Below are 22,018 nucleotides of genomic sequence, written 5' to 3' on the forward strand. Positions count from 1 at the left end.
TGATTGGCCAAATTGACATTTGCGCCAATACCAGAAATTTCGCCATCTGTCAGCATTTTCCGCCACTTGTACAATTGCTGGTTGCCAGCCCTTCTGTGCGGGGTTATCTTAGGGGACTAAATCCCACGTTAACATCCTTCTGAACGGCCAAGCAGCCGTCCGGTCTTGAGTTGTCGATGCTTACTGCCGCCACTCTCCACTTGTCAGGCGCAGGAAGGCATTCCTTGAAATATTGAAACACACTACACCAAATCAATAATCATGAACATTTTTTCGACATGCGAGCGTCCGCTACGGGCGATTCGGGCGACGCTCTTTTGCCTTGGGCTGATGGCGATTTCGCTGATCAGTGCCACTACTGCAAATGCGCAGGATTACCGGTCGCGTCAAAGCGGCGATTGGGATGACCTGGCTACCTGGGAGTTCTGGAATGGGTCCGGATGGAATCCGGCCAGCTTGATACCGGACCATGTCAACTGCTCGACGCTCACCATCATGCCTTCGCACGTCGTAACGATCACGGCGTATTTCGCGCACATCGATCAGTTGACGATCATGTCGGATGGTACGCTGAGGATTGTGGAAGGAAACCTCGAAGTCCTGGACGGGCCCGGTACCGATATCCAATGCTACGGGCATATCAACGTGAATACGGGTGCTTTCTTTTTGCAACACAGTTCGATCGTCGTTGATGATGGTGGCAGTCTCGATTTGACCAGTATGGTCAATGTCAATGGTCCCGGCACCATCGACATCATCGGCGGTTCGACCGCATCGTTTTCTTCAAACGGTGATCCTATCATTCTCGCGGACAGTCTGGTCTTTTCGGTTTCGGCTTCTGCTACTGCGACATTAGGAGGTACCGGTGAATTGCAGTTGGCGGGTCATTTCACGTTTAACCTGGATGGGGCCTTTGAAATCGATTCGGATGCCGACATCACGACGAACGCGCTTGTCAACGGGCAGATCAACGGAACCGGATCATTCAGCAAGCAAGGCGGAATAGGAACCACCTCTGTAGGTTCACCAAATCTGTTGTTTGCCGGTTCGCTGAGTGTCTCGGTGCACACCGGTGTGCTTGACATGGCCTGTACGATCACCAATCCCGGTGCTACAACTTCAGAGTTGATCGTCGAAGCCGACGCGACGCTACGGGGCGCTACGGATTTCGTCTTTACGGGCGTCAACATCACCAACAACGGAGCGATTCAGACTGATCGCCTGATCCTGACCGGCGAGAATACGATGAACTATGACGGTAACGGTACGATTCGGCACCTCGTCATGGACAACCACAGTGCTTACCTGGATTTTTCGAACGCGCTGGATGACCTGACCGTCACCGAGGAATTGGAACTGCTGAATGGCCGGATCAATATGAACGGCGGCAGGATGGTGATGCCGGCAACCTGCGTACTTACCGGTGGCAATGAAGGCAGTTATGTAATCGGACGCGTATTGCGCGGATTCTATCCTGGCAGCAACCCACGGATTTTTCCGGTCGGCGATCCGGATACGTATGCACCGGTAACGATCGCGCCCGACCTGATCGGGAACGGCGATTTCCTGGTGGAAACATTTGCAGGTGACCATCCCGATGTGAATAACTCCGGGATCAATGAACCGTTGAGTATCAACCGGACGTGGCATGTCGACAAATTGCTGAGTAACGTCAGAACCTGTTCCGTAACTTTTCAATGGCATCCGGCTGACCTTGACGCCGGGGTGAATTTGCAGGAGACACGCGGGGCGTTATACAATGATGGCTTGTGGTTGCGACCGGTTATCTTCAACCGTACGGATTCAACCCTGACGCTGGATGAGCTCAGCTTGTTCGGCGATTTCCAGCTCGGTGAAGCGCCGGCGCTTCCGGGCGCAGCCCTCGCATTCGACGGGCAAAACGATTATGTACAGGGGCCGGTCGCCCTGATTCCCCTGAACGACAGCGCTTATACCTTTTCTGCCTGGGCGAAAGTCAATGTGATCAACGGAACGTATGCCACGATCGCATCACAGAGCCGGGGTTTTTATCTGGGTTATGGCGAAACCGGCGAGATCCGGGTCGGCGATTCCTGGATCAATACGGGGGTGCAATATCCGACCGATAATGCATGGCACAACCTCACGGTAGTCCGCGCCGTGGACAATACCTATCTCTACATCGACGGCGTATTGGCTGCCACGGCTGGATTCGTCATTCCAAGTCCGGGACCGGTGTTTGATAATCCGATCCCGACCTTTTACATCGGTTCCCAGTTTTACGGGAACTCCGAGGTTTGGAATGGTGCGATCGACGAAGTCCGCGTCTGGAACCGGGCATTGTGCGAAAGAGAAGTCGCCGAAGTCGCGGGTTGTGAGATCAGCGGGTCCGCTGACGGACTCGTCGCGGTTTACAATTTCAACCAGGGACTCGCGGAAGAACCCAATCCTACGTTCGACAACATGTTGTTGGATGCCAGTGGTAATGGTCGTCATGCCACGACCGTGAATTTCAATTGGAGTGGTTCTGCTTCCAACTGGATCCGTGCAGGCGGTGTTGCAACCGGAAACGGTTGTAATTCGCCATCTTACACCGTCGCGTATTTCGACCAGGACGAGGATAATTTCGGTCGGAGTGACATGACCGTTGTGTACAATTCGCTTTGCGATGTGCCACCGTCCTATCGTCTGGTTGCAGGTGACTGTGACGACAACAACCCGGCAGTTCATCCGCGGTTGACCCTTCCTGCGGGAGCCATCGCTTTCCTGCCGTTCAATGGAAACGCCCAGGACGAAAGCGGTACCGGTAACAATGGTATTGTTCAAGGCGCGAACCTGACGACCGATCGGTTCGGTCACGCGAACAACGCCTATGAATTCAACGGTTTCTCCTCCTTCATTGAAATTCTCAACGACGGCGACTTCAACGTTTCCGATCTGACATTGGCCGCCTGGATTCGTCCGGATGGCGCAGGCAGTGGAACGGTCGTGAGTAAATCCTTCGGTGTCGGCGGCCTCAGTTCCTTTATCATGAACGCGGATCCCGGCGCCGATCGGCTGGATGTTGTCTATGGCGCTGATCCGGCAAACGACACGGTGGCGGGGTCTCCTCTGCAACAAGGCGTGTGGCAGTTCGTCGCCTTCACCTTCAATGGAAATACCAAGCAGGCTGAACTGTACATCGACGGCGCGCGAGTAGGCACGGTCAATTCTCCGGGCGTCAGCCTTGGCGCCGATGGCAGTTCAGTGGTGTTGGGTGCCGATGTGGCTCCCTTCATGAACAATTTCTTCCAGGGCGCCATCGATGAAGTCATGATCTATGGTCGCGTATTGACATCGGAAGAGATCCTGCGGATCAGTTCCGCGACCCGCGACCCGGGTGAAGTCTGCAACGGCATCGACGACGATTGCAACGGACTTACGGACGAGGGCGATACGACTCCACCGACGATTACCAACGGAAACAATTTGCTGCAATCCTACCGGTTCAATTCCGGATTGCTGGAGGATGTACATGGTAGTACCGGGCGCATGACGTCTAATGGAGGTTCTGTTGGTGGTGATCTTTATTCCTTCGGACAGAACCAGGGACTGTCATTGCGCGGCGGTTTTGATCCGGCTAACTACTCGATCGAACTGCAGTTCACTCCTTTCAACACGGCCGGCTACCGTAAACTGATCGACTTCAAAAACCTTACCCAGGATGCAGGCTTATACATTACCGCTACCGGATTCGATTTCTATACGGTCGGCGGCGGTTCGGAGCCCTTCCTGCAGAATCAGTTGAATCGACTGGTCATCACGCGCGACGGTTCGACGAAGGCGGTGAGCATTTTTGTCAACAACGTTCCAGCGTTCGACTTCATCGATGCCGGTGACGCGGCTGTGTTCTCCTCTCCGGATACCGTAGCGCATTTCTTTATCGACGATAACGGCGGAGTCGAAGCTACCGATGGTACGGTGGATCGCATTCGCATCTTTGGAAGTCCGCTTAACCCGACCCAGGTCGACGCCTTATACAATCCGAATGCGGCGACCAACTTCCAGGAGTACCTGCTATCGGGTCAGTGTTCAACGGCTTCCACGTCCTTCCCCTTCACTGCCGCTGACAATTGTGGCAACGTGAACGTTACCTATGCTTCAATTGATGGTCCTCCATTCTATGTAGGAGCCGTCAACGAAGTCTATACCATCGCGGTCGACGATGCGGGGAATAACTCGTATGCCACCTTCCTCTATACGATCTTTCCGGTCGATACCTGGTATGCCGACAATGACGAAGACGGGTTCGGCGATCCCAATAACGATACCCTGGCCTGTAGTGCACCGATCGGTTATGTAGCCAATAACACCGATTGTAACGATGCTGATCCCGGTTCGCAATCCCTGCGCCCGGTTGTGGTGCACAGCCTTCCTGCCGGAATCCCGAACTGCATCGCCGTTTTGGATACGCTTTCCGTGTTTGAGTACCAGTCCCAGGCATTTGCCAACCAGGTTTTAGGCTTCAGCAGCGAGTTTACCGATGCTGACTGGTCCGCTTCGCGCATCCTCGGTGCTCCGGATGTTTATCCATCTTATGGAGACAATGTGAACGCCTGGGCGCCCTTCGGCCAGGATGCTTCACGCGAGTTCATCGAATTGGGCTTTAACAACAACACGCCCATCAACCTGATCGAGATCTACGAAACCTATACGCCGGGCGCCATTGATACGGTCTCGGTTTGGAATCCATATACCTCGGACTATCAGATCGTGTATACGGCGGCTGCAGGGGCGTTCCCGGAGGTAGCTAACAAACTGCAGATACGATTCCCTGTCACCGCTTTCCCGGTTTCGCGGATCCGGATCGCTATGAATTCGGGTTACGTACACGATTGGAACGAGCTGGATGCCGTTTCCATTGGTATGATCGTCCCCACCAGCTACTCCGCCTACACCTGGAGCACTGGTGCTACGACCCCTTCCATCACTGTCAACACAGCAGGACAGTATAATGTGAGCGTCGCCAACGGGGCATGTGTGGCCAACAGCGGTATTGCGATCCGTAATCAACATTTTCTGGCCGGGCCCTCTTTCGACTGGACCATTTGTCAGGGCGCGTCCGTTGTGTTGGCGGTAGGTGGAGGAGACACGTATAGCTGGAGCACCGGTGAAACGACACAGGCCATCACAGTCTCACCGACCGAGACGACGGTTTACACTGTTGATGGAACGGACGTATACGGATGTTCGATGAGCGATGAGATCACCGTTTATCAGTACGATCCGATCCAGGTCGCATCCATTTCAGTGATTCCCGAGTCTGCACCATCCGCAGACAACGGATCGATCGAAGTCACCGGTGTAACCGGCGGGGTGGCCGGCGGATATACGTACTCGCTGTTCTTCGAAGCGGCATTGGTCGCTTCGAACGGCACCGGATTATTTACGCTTCTGGCTCCAGGGGACTATTATCTTGTTGTCAACGACAACGCCCCTTGCGAATTTTCAACCGCGGTCACCGTACCTCCTGCAACCGTTTGTACGGCAGCCGAGACCCCGACGATCATCCAATATGATCCGATCATTTGTCCCGGCGAAGACCTGTTCCTGACGGTCAACGGCTCTGCCCTGAACGATAATACAGACTGGTACTGGTATGAAGGAAGCTGCGGCGGAACGCCTATCGGAACCGGAGCGAACCTGTATATTCCATTAGCCACCAATACCACCTACTACGTGCGTGGGGAAGGCGGATGTGTTCAGACGGGTGCTTGTGCGTCCATTGCGATAACACCGCTGTCGCCTCCCAACATCAGCTTCAACGTCATCGCCACGGATATCACCTGTAGCGGCGCGGAGGACGGTACCATTTCAATACTGAATGCAACCGGTGGAGCGCCGGGAGTGGATGGCTACACCTATACGGTTTCCGACGGTGAATCCTACTTCTCGAACCACACGGGCTTGTTTACCGGCTTGTGGTCCAGCAGCTACTTCGTACAGGTTACAGACACCTCTGTTTGTGGTTTACAGGACACCGTCGATTATTTCATCAGCGAACCGGATCCGATTGCTATGACCATCAACCTGGCAGCGAACAGTTGCTATGGCCAGGATGTAACGGGATTCATCGCGGTTACGGGCGGTACACTGCCGTATACCGGTGATGGAGCGTTTAACCTGGGCGCATTGGCGCCGACGGATTCAGTACTGGGTTTCCTGGTTTCGGACGCAAACGGTTGTCAGCGGATCGATTCTGCCATATTCAGCCAACCGTCAGCACTCGTACTCGACGGTGTGACCGATTCCACCATCGTTTGTCTGGAATTCTCGACCACGGGAGAACTCACCCTGACCCCGTCCGGCGGAACGGCTCCTTATACGATCACCGGCGATGCAACCACCGGTCTTGTCGACGGGACCTACCACTATACCCTGACCGATAACAACGGTTGTGTGCTGAATAAGACCACCGAGGTGTTCGTCACCAATTGTATCCTGCCCTATTACAACGCGCCGGATTCCGGTAAGGTGAACACCGCGCTCGGGCCGGAGCTCGTGCAGTTGTACAACGATCCGGATTCGATCGGACCTCAAAACAACAACGTCGTATTCCAGTTGGATGGTTTCGGATCCGTCTTCATCGACGTGATCGCGAACATCGGTCAGTACGACGCGTTGCTGAACCTGCTGCAAACACCGCAGTACGGCATGACCGGTATCATCGATAACGGCGACACCACGCTGATCATTACCGGTTATTATCCGATCGACAACCTGCCACTGCTGGATTCCATTCCGTCACTCGTCAACTTTGTCCGTCCGAACTACGCACCCGTAAGCAGTGCCGGCCTGATCAATTCACAAGGCGACCGTGCGATGAAGTCCGATTCGGCGCGTGTGCTCTTTGATCTGGATGGTTCCGGCATCAAAGTGGGTGTGATCTCCGACAGCTACAACAAGCTTTCGGGTAATCCTGCCGGTCTTGATATCAGCAACAAGGATCTTCCCGGACCAGGCAATGCAACCAATCCTACTCCGGTACAGGTGCTATTGGATTATCCGTATGGAGCCGGTCTTGATGAGGGCCGCGCCATGATGCAGATCGTACATGACGTCGCGCCGAAAGCCGAGCTGGCCTTCCGCACCGGTTTCATCAGCGCGGGGGATATGGCTGAAGGTATTGTGGAATTGCAGCAGGCCGGTTGCGACGTCATCGTCGACGACGTTACCTATATCACGGAACCCTACTTCCAGGACGGCCTGGTGTCACGCGCGGTCAACGCGGTACGTGATTCCGGAGTCGCTTACCTGACCTCCGCCGGAAACTTTGGCAGTGTATCCTATGAGGGAATCTTCAATCCGATCAACGCGCCTTCCGGCCTCACCGGAAAGGTGCACGACTTTGGTGGCGGTGATTACCTCCAACTGCTGAACCTGAAGAAAGGCTCATACACGCTGGTGCTTCAGTGGGACGACTCGCTTTATTCACTGAAGCAGTTACCCGGCGCACGCAACGACTTCGACGTTTACCTGACCGACGTGACCGGCACGAAGCTGTTCGGTCTGAACCGGAAGAACAACTGGGGGGACCCGATCGAGGTACTGCCGTTTACGGTATTGTCGAATGTTCAGGCCAACCTGATGATTGTCCGTACCTGGTCCCAGGATACGATCACGCCGATGAAGTTCAAGTACATCGTCTTCCGCGGAGATATGACCATCGCGGAACACCCTGGCGGAAATTCGACCATCATCGGACAGGCCAACGCCGAAGGCGCGATGTCTGTCGGTGCCGTGCGCTACACGCAGACGCCGGTCTTCGGTACACCGACCCCGGTGATCGAAACCTTCTCGTCCGTCGGTGGTACCCCGGTGAAAGGTGTGGTCCGCAACAAGCCTGATTTCTCCGCGCCGAATGGCGTGAACACTTCCGTGAACTTCTTCTCGAAGGATATTGAAAGTGACGGCCTGTACAACTTCTTCGGCACTTCCTGTGCAGCGCCTCACGCTGCCGGAACAGCCGCGCTCCTGATGCAGGCGCGTGAGAAGTTCTATAGCGAGCACATGCTCCCGGATAGCGTTCGCAGCATCCTGCAGCAGACGGCAATCGATATGGGCGATGCCGGATTCGACTACGCTTCGGGTTATGGTTTGATCGACGCGAACGCGGCGATCATGACCTTTGCCGAGCCGAAGCCGTTGATCGACACCGTGGTCGCGACTGATCCGCAAGCGGTGCCGGGGGTAACCGACTTCGAGGTTACTGTTTCGGGTAGTTACTTCTCCGATTCTTCCGTCGTGTATTTCGACGGTCAGCCTTTGCCGACCGATTTCGTCGATCCGACCCACCTGCTGGTCATTGTCCCTGCTTTCACGGGTAACCCCATGTTGCAGGTCTACAATCCGCCGACGGTTCCGAATGTCAACGACGGTGGTTTTTCGAACGGCTACTACTTCTACAACTCGGTGAAGCCGGTCATTACCGTACGTGCCGACAATTCCGTCAAGTACTACGGCGAGAGCCTGCCTGCGTTCACCTCGACGATCCTCGTGGATGGACAGCCGCTGTCTTCAACCAGCCTCTCGCTGACCGATCTTGGCCTCGACGATCTGCAGTATCAGACCATCGCGACGCCGCTGAGCGGAATCGGTTTCTATCAGGTCATGCCGGTCATGGTGCCGCTGGATCTGAACGATCCGGATGATCTCACCATCGATACCAGCTATGAGTTCACGTTTGAGCCGGGTATTCTGAAGATCAACAAGCTTCCGATCACGATTACACCGCGCGATACGACCCTGACGTACGGCGATAAGATCACGGGCATTCAGTTCAAGTATGACTACGATGATTCGAACATCGATCCCGGCTTCCGCGTCGACTTCCTTGATTCCATTCAGGAGACGCACCAGTTGACGATGTCGAATGCGCTGGTGTTGGTCAACCCGCGTGTGGTGACCAACCCACGCGTGGTGACGAACTCGGACTTCGCCAATCTGGCGATGGTCGCGACGGGTCAGGCGATTGCCAACCCGCGTGTGGTAACCAATCCGCGTGTGGTGACCAACACCGTCGTGATCGATACCATGGAGATCATTGACCTTTCGGCCGAATCGGTGTTCAATTACGATAACGATTCCTCGCTTATCATCCTGGAAACGCCGACCGGTGGTCTGCGTTCCCGCGCCATGGCCAATCCGCGTGTGGTCACGAATCCGCGCGTTGTGACCAATCCACGTGTCGTTACCAACGGCGTCCTCGACGCTGATACGACCGCTTTGGATACCGACAACAGCGATAACATCGCCGTTGTCCTTGATGAAGATGACGTCAACCAACCGGACACCGCCACGCAGTTGAAGTCGGTGAACCTGATCACCGGTACCACGCCTGGCAACTGGTTCATCGTCCCCGGCGCCTTCTTCGACGACAATTTCGAAATCAGTTATGGAATCGGTAATCTGACCATCGTTCCGGCGGAGATCACGGTCAAAGCCAAGGACACCACGCTGGATTGTTTCGGCACACCTCCATTCGAAGCGGAAATTTCCGGCTTCCAATATCAGGATGAAGAAGGCGTAGATGCGAATTCGGGGCCGAGTTTCGATTTGCTGGATGACCAGAACCAATCCGTTGCCACCATTACAGCGGGTGGATCGTACACCATCGTACCGAGTGATTACTCCTTTGCCGCGGATTCGAATTACGTGATCGTCTATGAGAACGGTACGCTTCAATTGCCCGACCCGCTCGTGCTGAATGCAAGTGCCGATCCGATCGGTTGTTTTGGCGCAACGACGAGCGTTACGCTGCTGGCTACCGGAGGCAATGGAGGATACCAATATGGTGGAGACGCAATCAGCGGTTTGTCCGAGGGCAGTTACCAATACACAGTCACTGATCTTAAAGGTTGTACGGCAACTGCCGGTGTGACGATCCAGCCTGCTCCGGCTAAGCTGTTGATCTCTGCTACCGTTACACAACCCAATTGTCATGGCGAGACCGGAAGTGTCGTACTCGATGCGACCGGCGGTGTAGGACCTTACACCTATTCGAATACTCCTACGACCGGATTGACCAACGGAACCTATGTGTATGAGGTAACGGATGCGAACGGTTGTACGAACAGTATCGAAGTAGAAATTCAGGCTGCCCCCAGCAACCTCGTCTTGAACGCGTTTACTACGCAACCGGCTTGCTTCGGCGATCTCGGCTCGGTGCTATTGTCGCCGACCGGAGGGGTAGGGCCTTATACGCTTGGATTGGATCCGGTAAGCGATCTTGGCCCGGGTAGTTACCAATACACCGTCACCGACGCGAACGGTTGTGCCGCGGTTGCAACAGCTGTCATCAACCCGGCCCCGGATCCGGTCGTGCTCATTGCCACGCCCGTGAATCCTTCCTGCTTCGGTCAGACCGGCAGCGTACTGCTATCGGCTACCGGTGGTAATGGAACCTACACCTATGGCGGGGATGCTACGACCGGACTTGGCTCCGGTACGTATCAATACACGGTCAGCGATGTTAAGGGTTGCACCGGAAGCGCCAGTGCGCAGATCGTCGTGCCCACCCAGTTGAGCATCAATACTACTTCGACTCCGACCGGTTGTTCCGGTAACACCGGCACTGCAACTGCTGCGCCGAGTGGCGGTACTCCGGGGTACCAGTACCTCTGGACGCCTGGTGGAGGAACGACCGCCACCATCGGCTCACTTGCATCCGGCATCTACCAGGTTACGGTGACCGATGCGAACGGCTGTACCCGTACGGCATCCGTGGCTGTTTCGAGCAGCGGTTCAGCACCGGCTACTCCGGGCGCGATCAGCGGACCTTCGGGCGGTTGTCGCGGCCAGAACGGCGTTGTGTTCAGCGTTCCTGCCGTTGCCGGAGCGACTTCCTATCAGTGGACGCTTGCATCGGGTATGACCGGTACATCGACCGGCAATTCGATCACGGTGAACTTCACCAATAGCTTCAGTGGCGGTTCGATCTGTGTTCGTGCAGTGAACGTTTGCGGTAACAGTCAATATTCCTGCAAGTCCTTGACACGCTTTACTGCGGCTCCCGCCAATGCAGGAACCATCAGCGGACCGGCTACGATCTGTGGTCCGTTGACGGCTACTTACAGCGTGGCGCCTGTTGCGAATGCCACCTCCTACAACTGGACGCTGCTTGCGCCTGGTGCCACGATCGCTTCGGGTCAGGGAACCAATTCGATCACGGTCAACTTCAATTCGAATTATGTAGTTGGTATCCTGGCTGTACAGGCAAGCAATTGCATCGGCAGCGGTTCGTACAGCTTCAAGCTGATCCTGGGCCAGTTGGTGCTTGCGCCGATCTTCACAGCTACTAATAACCCGACGGTCGGCGTGTGCGGCGGTTCGACGAAGACCTACGAGATCTTCAAGTTCCCGAACGCGACCTCCTACACCTGGAGCGCTCCGGCGGGCAGCGTGATCACCAGCAGCCTCGGACAGAGCGGTAATCCGCTGACCGTCGACAGTACCGTGGGCAAGGTCTCGATCAAGTTCCCGAGCGGCTTCAGCAGCGGCACGGTCAGCGTGTACGCCACGAACGCCTGCGGTAACAGTCCGGTTGCGAGCCTTTCCGTGCGGTCCACGCCCTTGGCTCCGTCCACGATCAGCGGCCCGACGGCAGGGGTCTGCCGTCTGAGCAATCAGACCTATTCGATCAGCGCAGTGACCGGCGCCACCTCTTATACCTGGACGGTACCTTCCGGCGCTACGATTACCAACAACAGCGGAACATCGATTCGTGTCACGTTTGGTAACAGCTTTACTGGATCGGGTAATATTACCGTGAAAGCGAACAACGCTTGTGGCAGCAGTGCCGTAACCTCGCTGTTGGTGAAAGCCGCTCCTGCTCAACCTTCGGCCATCAGCGGGCCTGCCACCGTTTGCAAATCACAGACCTCGGTGAGTTATTCGGTGCCTGCCGTGGCCAATACTTCATCGTATACCTGGACGATCTCCGGTGGCGCGACCTTCGTTGGCAGTTCGAGCGGCCGGACGGTCACCGTACGGTTCACCGGCGCCACCAGCACGACGGTTACGCTCACCGCGCGTGCGAACAATACCTGTGGCAGCTCGACCACCGCTTCGATGAATGTGACCGTGAACTTCGGTTGCCGGACCGTTGGTGACGAGCTGATCGAGACGGATGAGCCGATCCTGGCTTACCCGAATCCGACCCGCGGTGTGTTACACCTGAATTTCCTTTCCACCAGCGAGCAACGACAGCACCTGATGGTCGCCGACCTGACCGGACGTGTCTTGCAGGAGCAGGATGTACAGGTGAAGGAGGGCGAGAACTTCCTGGAGCTGGACCTCACGGGCTATGCGCGCGGCGCTTACCTGGTCACCTTCCTCCGCGAAGATGCAGCAGCGAAAACGCTGCGAATCCTCGTTGAGTAATCCATCGTACTCCATGGAACGGGGCCGGAAATTTTCCGGCCCCGTTTTTTATTGCGGGCTATGGAAACGTAGTGCTATCTTGAATCCGAATGGAGCGCGTGCGATCCTTACGCTGGTTATTTCCGTTGGCGGTGCTGTTGCCGATCCTGCTTGTAGCCGTGAGCGGGTACGACGGCATGGAATTCAACGGGGATGCGTATCGGTATTACGAGAGCGCGACGAACCTGGTAAATGGCTGGCATTCCGGCGGAGCAATTGTTACGGGATTCTGGCCGCTCGGCTATCCGTTGATTGCGGCTTTATTCATGCTGATCGCCGGTATCGGCTTTCCGGCCGCCCAGGCGGTCAGTTTTGCGACGGCTTTCCTGGTGTTACTGTTTATCGGGAAACTTCACCGCAAGGAGTATTCCGTTGTAGCGCCGGAGCTTTTTGCAGGCAGCGCCTTGCTGGCCGTCAGCGGTTATTGGCTGCGCTATTCCACCACGATCATGTCGGATATGGCGGCCGTGTGTTGGAGTCTTGGCGCGATTTATTTCATACGTCGTTGGAGTGATACGTACGCCTGGCGCTTTCTCGTCATCGCAGCCTTCTTTACAGCATTCTCGATCGCGACCCGTTATGTAAGCGGACTCGTGTTATTGCCGTTGTCATATTGCGTGATCCGATACTCAACGACTGCAAGGTTGCGTGCATTCCGGTTGTTCGGCTTATTTGGATGTGTGCTGTTGTTTTTTTTACCGCAGTTGCCATTCAGTTTGCGCATGCCGGAAGCTTCCGTGCAACATCCCTGGTTGTCACAGTGGTCGTTCCTGAATTTTCTTGCTGCTGATCGAACCACGATCGACGGACATCTGCAGGTGAGCTGGCCGAACCTGTTGTATTATACCCTCGCACCGTTTCGCTGGTCGGAACTGACGCCTGTCGGCGGGCTGCTTGCCCTCGTTGGCTGCTGGCAGCGGTTTCGACACGGATTTTCGAGAACCGATGCGTTGATGGGGATCTGGTACGTCGGCGTTTGGCTGTTTCTATGCGGCATTCCGATCCAAAATCCCCGTTTCGCACTGCCCATGTATGTGCCCATAGCCTGGATGATGATAGCGGGTTTGATGGCCTTGCGACCCTTGCTGACGCGAAAAGCCGGAATTGCAGTTATACCTATATATATAGGTATAGCAGGTTGGCTGGGATTGCATAAATGGGCTGGATTTGTCGGGGAGAAAGACCGGATGTTATCCGAAGCCCGGTATTTTGATCAACGGATTCCACTCCAGGCAAGGATCCTGAGCTGGGACTATTTCGAAGCCTTCCATATCTATTTACCCGCGCGAAAAGTCAGTACCATCCATGGGCTGAACCGGCAACAATTACAGGAATTGTTGGACCGGGAAGGGGAGTTGTACCTGCTCTTTGACGAAGCCCGCTTGGCCCGGGCCTGGGCAGGACTTGAACCGGCCCTTGCCTACCAGGACCTGTTGCTGCGTAACCCGTCGGAATTGCTTGAGCGACAAGGCAGGTACAGCTTACGCCGGTGTACGGCGACGGGCAGGTCGGGAGCGCCCAATTCCTTACCTTCGCCGGACTGAATCGCCATCTATGAAAAAGAAGTTCGAACTCCTGGAGAAAAAGATCGCGGAGGCCAAGCAGGGTGGGGGAGACGCGCGGATCGCAGCGCAACACAAAAAAGGAAAGCTGACCGCGCGCGAGCGTTTGCATTTTTTACTGGATGAAGGATCGTTCGAGGAGATCGGCATGCTGGTGACCCATCGTGCCACCGATTTCGGTATCGATAAGGAGAAGTATCTGGGCGATGGTGTTGTGACCGGGTTCGGTACGATCAACGGACGGTTGGTCTATGTATTCGCGCAGGACTTCACCGTATTCGGCGGGTCATTGTCGGAGACGCATGCCAAGAAGATCTGTCGGATCATGGACCTCGCCATGCAGAACGGCGCACCGGTGATCGGATTGAACGATTCCGGCGGGGCGCGTATCCAGGAAGGAGTCGTTTCGCTGGGCGGTTATGCCGACATCTTTTACCGCAATACACTGGCATCCGGTGTGATCCCGCAGATCTCTGCGATCATGGGGCCTTGCGCCGGAGGCGCGGTGTATTCTCCGGCGATCACGGATTTCATCCTGATGGTCGAGAATACTTCCTATATGTTCGTGACGGGACCGAACGTAGTCAAGACCGTGACACATGAGAACGTGACTTCCGAAGAGCTGGGCGGCGCGATGACGCACGCGACCAAGTCGGGTGTGACGCACTTCACGGCAGCAAACGGATTGGAAGCGATCCAGATGCTCAAGCGGTTGCTGAGCTACATTCCGCAGAATTGCGAAGAAGAACCGCCATCCGTTCCGTACGAAGCCGGTGACGAGTCACGTCCCGGACTGAACGACCTGATTCCCGAGAACCCGAACCAGCCATACGATATGCGCGATGTCATCACCCAGGTGATCGACACGGATTCCTTCTTCGAAGTTCACAAGGATTTCGCAGAGAATATTGTCGTCGGATTCGCGCGGTTGGCCGGAAAGAGCATCGGCATTGTCGCGAACCAGCCCGCGCAATTGGCGGGCGTACTGGACATACACGCTTCCACGAAGGCGGCGCGTTTTGTTCGGTTCTGCGATTGCTTCAATATTCCGCTGCTCGTATTCGAAGACGTTCCGGGATTCCTTCCGGGAACCGACCAGGAGTGGAACGCGATCATCACCAACGGTGCGAAACTGCTCTATGCGTTCAGCGAAGCGACCGTTCCGCGCATTACGGTGATCACCCGGAAAGCCTATGGCGGAGCGTACGATGTGATGAACTCCAAACACATTGGCGCCGACATGAACTACGCCTGGCCGAGCGCGGAGATCGCGGTGATGGGCGCCAAGGGCGCCGCCGAGATCATCTTCCGAAAGGAGATCACCGAGGCGAAAGATCCCGAAGCCAAACTGAAGGAAAAGGAGCAGGAGTACAACGAGCTCTTCGCCAATCCCTACAAAGCGGCAGAGCACGGTTACGTGGACGAAGTGATCCGCCCCGACCAGACCCGTTCAAAGCTGATCAGCGCCTTCCGGATGCTCGAAACCAAGGCGGTGAAGTTGCCGAGGAAGAAGCATGGGAATATTCCTTTGTAGGGAGCAGTGAATAGCGAATAGCGAATAGTGAATCCTGCCTGCCGAAGCTTTAGCGTAGGCAGGAGTGAACAGTGAACAGTAAATAGTAAATAGTAAATAGTAAATAGCTGTTCGTTCCTCGTTCCTCGCGCCTCGTTCCTCGCAGCTCCTTACGTAGTGTGAGTGTAAGAAACAGGGTGAGTGAGCAGTGGTTGTTCCTTGCAGTTCGAAGCTTTTCCTCGGTCTCGTCCCACGTCCCTCGCACCTCCTTCAGTAGTGTGAGTGTAAGAAACAGGGTGAGTGAGCAGTGGTTGTTCCTCGCAGTTCGAACCTTTCCCTCGGTCTCGTCCCTCGCCCCTCGCAGCTTTTCCTCGGTCACGTCCCTCGTTTCTCGCCCCTCCTTGCGTAGTGTGAGAAACAGGGTGAGTGAGCAGTGATTGTTTCTTGCAGTTCGAACCTTTCCCTCGGTCTCGTTCCTCGCCCCTCCTTGCGTAGTGTGAGTGTGAGAAACAGGGTGAGTGAGCAGTGGTTGTTCCTCGCAGTTCGAGCCTTTCCCTCGGTCTCGTCCCACGTCCCACGTCCCTCGTCCCTTGAATCGCCGTTCTAGGCTAGCCCCGGGTGAACTCGTCACGCTTCGAACGGCCATCGTTGTCGTGGCGTTGAAGTGACGAGTGAACACGGGACCAGAGGTTATGCGGAGCCTGCCGTTCCGCTCCAAAATTTCTTTATTGCCATGTTTCGGAAATTGTAACATTTCCGGAGATCTTCCGTTGATAATGTTTGCTTCGGATCAACTCCTTCCGCTTTTCAAAAAAAATGGGGTAACGTACCAACCTTTTATTCCCAATACGGTAAAACCGGTATCAAAACTGGAAGTGTCGTCCACTAACGGGCGTGCCATTCCGAAAAACCGGTTCGTATGTCGAGGGATTCTCAGCTTCGCATTTTCGTTGTAGAAGACAACGATTTCTATCGTGAGTTGCTCAAGTATAACTTGTCGCTTGTGCCCGAGTACGAAGTCAGCACGTTCGCTACAGGCAAGGAGTTGCTCAACCGATTGCACGAGCATCCGCAGGTGATCACGCTGGACTATTCGTTGCCCGATTATAACGGGGACGAATTGCTGAAGAAGATCCGCGCCCAGTTGCCGGATGTGCCGGTAGTCGTGATCTCGAACCAGGAAGACGTGCGGACGGCTGTGGAGTTGATGCGGAACGGCGCGTACGAATACATCACGAAGGACGAGGATACGCGCGACCATTTGTTGCACGTGATCCGCAAGATCGCGGCGCATGTGGAGTTGAAGCAGGAGGTGAGCGCGCTGCGCCGCGAGTTGGGCAAGAAGTACGAATTCGGAAAAGCGATTCAGGGCAACAGCGAGGCGATCCGAAGCGTATTTGCGCTGATGGAGAAGGCCGCGTCGAGTCAGATCACGGTATCGGTCACCGGTGAAACCGGAACCGGAAAGGAACTGGTCGCAAAAGCCATCCACTACCATTCACCCAGAAAAGAGAAGCCGTTCGTGGCGGTGAACGTGGCGGCGATCCCGCGCGAGTTGCTGGAAAGCGAACTGTTCGGTCATGAGAAAGGCGCCTTCACCGGAGCGATCGCTGCGCGTGCCGGTAAGTTCGAAGAAGCTGACGGCGGCACCTTGTTCCTCGACGAGATCGGGGAGCTGGACCTTGCCCTCCAGGCAAAGTTGTTGCGCGTGTTGCAAGAGCGCGAGGTCGTGCGCATCGGAGGGAGCAAAGTGTTGAAAGTCGATGTACGTGTTGTCATCGCCACGCACCGTAACCTGCAGGAGGAAGTCCGGAAGGGCAATTTCCGCGAGGACTTATACTATCGTCTGCTTGGATTACCGATCCACCTGCCGCCCTTGCGCGAGCGTGGAAACGACATCCTGGTGATCGCCCGCTGGCTGTTGACCCAGTTCTGCAAGGACAACCGGATGGAGGCCCTGAGTTTTTCTCCGGAAGCGCAGGATAAGTTGTTGCGCTACTATTATCCGGGTAACGTGCGCGAGTTGAAAGCCATGGTCGAACTGGCCGCCGTGTTGTCGACCGGAAATACGATCACCGCGGACGATATCCGGCTGGAGAACACGAGCAACATGGACGCGTTCGCTTTCGAGGAGACGACCTTGGAGGAATATACGATGCGCATCATCCGTCACTTCCTCGACAAGTATAACAACAACGTCGTGCTGGTCGCCCGCAAACTGGGTGTAGGCAAGTCGACGATCTACCGCTATATCAAGGAAAACAAACTCCAGACGATCCGCATCGAAGCCTGATTCGACCATTCGTATGCCCCATAATTTTTTGAAGTATCTCGTTCAGGAGATGGAGCGGACGCCGGAAGCGAATCCGCTCGCGCCCGAAGTGCTAAAGCAGTATTTTCTTGAACACCTGCTGAAGAACCCGGAAGCCGTTGCCGAGCAGATTGCCTCGTTGATGACCAGCACCAGCCGGCGAATGGAGGATTACAAGCTCCACCTGGGGGAGCAGAACCGCGAGCTGGAGGAAAATGCGCGGATGTTGCAGGCCTCCAACCTGCGTCTCGAGCAGGAAGCGGAATCGCAGCGGAAATCGTTGCAGAATCTGCGCAATACCGCGGCCTTATTGGCCAAGTATACGGATGGTTCAGACCTGACGGATGCAAGTACGCTGGAATCACTCTCGGAACGTGTAGCGGAACTGATCCGGCAACGTGAACAGGACCGTCAGCTACTGGAAGAAAGCCAGGACCGTTACAGCTCGCTCGTGGAGCAGATGCGGCAGGTCGTGTTTCAGACCGATTACGAAGGACGGATCATCTTCCTCAATTCCGCCTGGGTGCATACTACCGGCTATTCCGTCGAGGAGTCGATGGGTCGGAAGATCCTCGGATTCCTGCAGCCGGAAGACGCCGTGATCGCGCAGCAACGTTACGAGCAGATGAAGCTTTCGCCGGGAAACGCTGATTCCATCCAGGTCCGCTTTGTTCACAAAGACGGGCAGGAGCGTTATATCGAAGTCCGAAGCCGCTTACAGCTTAAACGCGATGGTCAGCCCAACGGGGTGAGTGGAACGTTCCACGATGTGACCGATAGCGTCCTGGCGGCGCGTCGCCTGCAGGAGTTGAAAGATTTCTACGAATCCATCCTGAACGGATTGCCGCTCGGCATCGCCGTGATGGATCCGGAACAGCGTTACCTCTTCGCCAATCCCGCTGCCGTAGCGGATCCCGAGGCACGACAGTGGATTCTCGGACAGACGCCGGAAGCCTATTGTCAGAAGTACGATTACGACGCGAGCCTGGCCGAACAACGTAAGTTCACGTTCCAGCGAGCCGTTCGGACGCGTGCGGCGGTGGAGAATGAGGAAGTCTTTCTGCGACCGGACAATACCCCCGGGCATTATCTCAGGAATACGACTCCCTTCTTTGACGAGCAGGGTGTGTTGAAATACATGATCAGCTACGGACTGGACCTCACGGAGCGAAAGCATACGGAGAACCAGTTACAGTCGACCGCTTCCCGTCTGACCACGCTCATCGGGAACATGAACGCGGGTATTGTGGTGGAAGACGAACACCGGAAGATCGTACTCGTGAACGACCATTTGTGCGAACTGTTCCAGGTGACGGAACCGGCGGAATTGCTCAGCGGGCGCGATAGCTCGGAGCTGGCGGTTTTCAGCAGCGCGTCCTTCCGCGAATCGGGTCGTTTCCTGATTCGAATCGAGGAGATCGTCCGGCAACGACAGCCGGTGTATAATGAAGTCCTGGAAGGTGCCGATGGCAGGGTGTATGAGCGCGATTATATCCCGATCCGCGGAGAACGCCAGGAGTTCTACGGACACCTTTGGCAGTACCGCGACATCACCGAACGGGTGCGGATGGACCTGCAGTTGTTGGAAGCGAAGGAGACGGCCGAAGAATCTTTGCGCGCGAAGGAGTTGTTCCTGGCCAACATGAGCCACGAGATCCGTACGCCGATGAACGCCATCCTCGGTATGAGCAACCTGTTGCTCAAGACCGAAGTGACGCCGAAACAGAACCAATACCTCGAGGCGATCCACAATTCATCCCGGAACCTGTTGGTGATCATCAACGACATCCTCGACTTTTCCAAGATCGAGGCGGGACGGTTGGAGTTGGACAAAGTCGGCTTCCGCATGAAGAAGTTGCTGTTGTCGACATTGGACCCCTTCCATTATACCGCCGCGGAGAAATCCATCGGCCTGAACATCGACATACAAGGACTCGACGAAGTCGTGCTGCTCGGCGACCCGGTGCGTTTTTCGCAAGTCGTGATCAACCTCGTGACGAACGCGATCAAGTTCACCGAAAGCGGAGCAGTCCATGTGCACGTCCGCAAACGCTCGGAAGACGCCAGCCGCGTGACGATCGAGTGTTCCGTCACGGATACCGGTATCGGTATCCCGCAGGACAAGCTTGATACGATATTCGAATCGTTCACGCAGGCCGATGTAGGCGTTACGCGGAAGTTCGGGGGTACCGGCCTCGGTTTGTCGATCTCGCAGAAACTCACGGAGATCATGGGCGGACGCATCCGCGTGGAAAGCCGCGTCAATCTCGGAACGACGTTTACCGTCGAGATCACTTTTGAGCGAGGCAGCAGTGTCGATATCGAAGAGGAGAAACCGGCGCTGATTCCCGCGGTGGAACTGGGCACCTTGCGCATCTTGCTGGCCGAGGACCACGAGTACAACCGTATGTACGCGACATCGCTTTTACAGGAGTGGGGATATGAGATCGATGTGGCCGTAAACGGTGTGGAGGCTGTCCAACGACTGCGCGAAGCGAAGTACGACCTGGTGTTGATGGACGTGCAGATGCCCGAACTCGATGGATTGGGCGCTACCCGTGTCATTCGGACGGAACTGCCCGAGTCGGCGGCCAACGTGCCGATCATTGCCCTCACGGCGAACGCCATCAAAGGCGATAACGAGCGCTGCCTGCAGGCCGGCATGGATGATTATGTTGCCAAGCCGTTCGATCCGCAGCAATTGCACAACAAGATCGTCGCGCTGGTACAGAAGCGCCGCGGCATTTCCGCCCGGCCCATCGAAACCATGCAGAAGCCCATTCCTGCCGCCTCAGTCGATCTCTCGGATACGGAACCCCTGGTCGATCTTTCATTCCTGCGCAAGATGTCGCGCGGCAACCAGGTGTTCGTGATGAACATGATCAACCTCTTCTTCGAAACCTCGCAGCCGCTCATCGAGCAGGTGCGTCTCCATCACAAGAACGGCGAAATGGAAAAAGTGCGGAAGTCGCTGCACAAGATGAAGCCATCGGTCGACTCGATGGGCATGCGTTCGCTCAAGCAACTCATGTCCCGGATCGAGAACGCGATCGACAAGCAGCAGCACGCCGACAAGATCGACGACTGGTTGTACGAGACGTATCAACTGTACACGCACTGCGAAGAAGCCCTGCGTTCGGAGCAGGCCCGCCTCGAACAGGAAGCGGTCTCCTGAACCGGGCGGCTTTGCCCGTTGGATTTTCCGATTATTTATTTGGAGCACAACGCCATGCTTCGTGGCAGCGGCGGTCCCGTGTTCACTCGTCACCACAACGCCACAACAACGATGGCCGTTCGAAGCGTGACGAGTTCACCCGGGGCTAGCTGGGAACGGCGGGACGAAACCTGGCGGAGGTTACGAGTAACGAGACTGAGGATAAGTTACGAGTTACGAGACCGAGGAAAAGGAGCGGGATGCGAGGAACGAACAGCTATTCACTGTTCACTATTCACTATTCACTATTCACTCCCGCCTACACTAAAGCTCCGGCGGGCAGGATTCACTATTTATCATTTGAAACCCACTGTTCCTTCTACCAACCGCCTGCCGCCAACCGCCTACTGCCAACCGCTCACCGCACCCGCCTCCATCCCGGAATAACATTCCCAGAAATGGAAACTCAGTCGCTTAAAATCTTTTAAATTTGACCAAATAGGGCCTTTTTCCGTGCTGGCGCGGGTTTGGCAAGGGGCGCGCGATCAAATCTCACGCCCATGGATTTGCAAAACCAACGCATAGTGATCGTCGATGACGATCCGAATTTCGCAGCCCTGCTCCGGTACGAACTGTCGATGAACGGTTACCTCCGGGTAGAGTACTTCCAGGACCCCGACGCTTTTTTGCAGACACTGGCGGATCCTCCCGCCCTGGTGTTGCTCGACTATCAATTCGACGACCGTACCGGTCTTGAGTTGATGCGCGAGGTCCGCACTTCCCATCCCGATGTACACGTCATGATGCTCACCGCCTATGGTGATGTGTCGAATGCCGTGGCCTCCCTGAAAGAAGGGGCGTTTGATTTCATCGAGAAGGGTCAGGAAGCGTTTCCGAAGATCATGGAAAGCCTGACGCGCCTCCAGCAACTGGAGTTAGCCATTCATGGCACCAAGGCCAACGGGAAGCGCAGTGTATTCGGGTTGTTCAGTTGGGTGCCGTTGCTCGGCGTCCTGGGTGGTTCACAGTGATGGTTTTGC

The 22,018-nt window shown here is 55.7% G+C and carries 6 protein-coding genes; all 6 read left to right on the plus strand.

Translation table 11 applies throughout. The annotated features are described in order from the left end of the window. Positions 1 to 261: 261 nt before the first annotated feature. Positions 262 to 12,399, plus strand: coding sequence for a S8 family serine peptidase (locus IPJ96_03205; protein MBK7909356.1), 12,138 nt, complete (start codon positions 262 to 264; stop codon positions 12,397 to 12,399). An 89-nt stretch (positions 12,400 to 12,488) separates the two neighbouring features. Then, positions 12,489 to 13,982 carry a hypothetical protein gene (locus IPJ96_03210; GenBank protein ID MBK7909357.1) on the plus strand — a complete coding sequence of 498 codons (1,494 nt, stop codon included), beginning with the start codon at positions 12,489 to 12,491 and terminating at the stop codon, positions 13,980 to 13,982. A 10-nt stretch (positions 13,983 to 13,992) separates the two neighbouring features. Continuing rightward, positions 13,993 to 15,534: an acyl-CoA carboxylase subunit beta gene (locus IPJ96_03215; GenBank protein MBK7909358.1), complete on the plus strand. Its 1,542-nt coding sequence runs from the start codon at positions 13,993 to 13,995 to the stop codon at positions 15,532 to 15,534. An 898-nt stretch (positions 15,535 to 16,432) separates the two neighbouring features. Continuing rightward, entirely contained in the window at positions 16,433 to 17,806 is a 1,374-nt protein-coding gene (locus tag IPJ96_03220) for a sigma-54-dependent Fis family transcriptional regulator (protein ID MBK7909359.1), read from the plus strand. 13 nt (positions 17,807 to 17,819) lie between these two features. Further along, positions 17,820 to 20,999 carry a PAS domain S-box protein gene (locus tag IPJ96_03225; protein ID MBK7909360.1) on the plus strand — a complete coding sequence of 1,060 codons (3,180 nt, stop codon included), beginning with the start codon at positions 17,820 to 17,822 and terminating at the stop codon, positions 20,997 to 20,999. Between the two features lie 539 nt (positions 21,000 to 21,538). After that, a complete protein-coding gene (locus IPJ96_03230) occupies positions 21,539 to 22,009 on the plus strand; it encodes a response regulator (GenBank protein ID MBK7909361.1) in 471 nt (156 codons plus the stop codon). The last annotated feature ends 9 nt before the right edge of the window (positions 22,010 to 22,018 follow it).

The sequence above is a fragment of the Bacteroidota bacterium genome, from assembly GCA_016713765.1.
In the GTDB taxonomy this organism is placed as follows: domain Bacteria; phylum Bacteroidota; class Bacteroidia; order AKYH767-A; family 2013-40CM-41-45; genus Pollutiaquabacter; species Pollutiaquabacter aromativorans.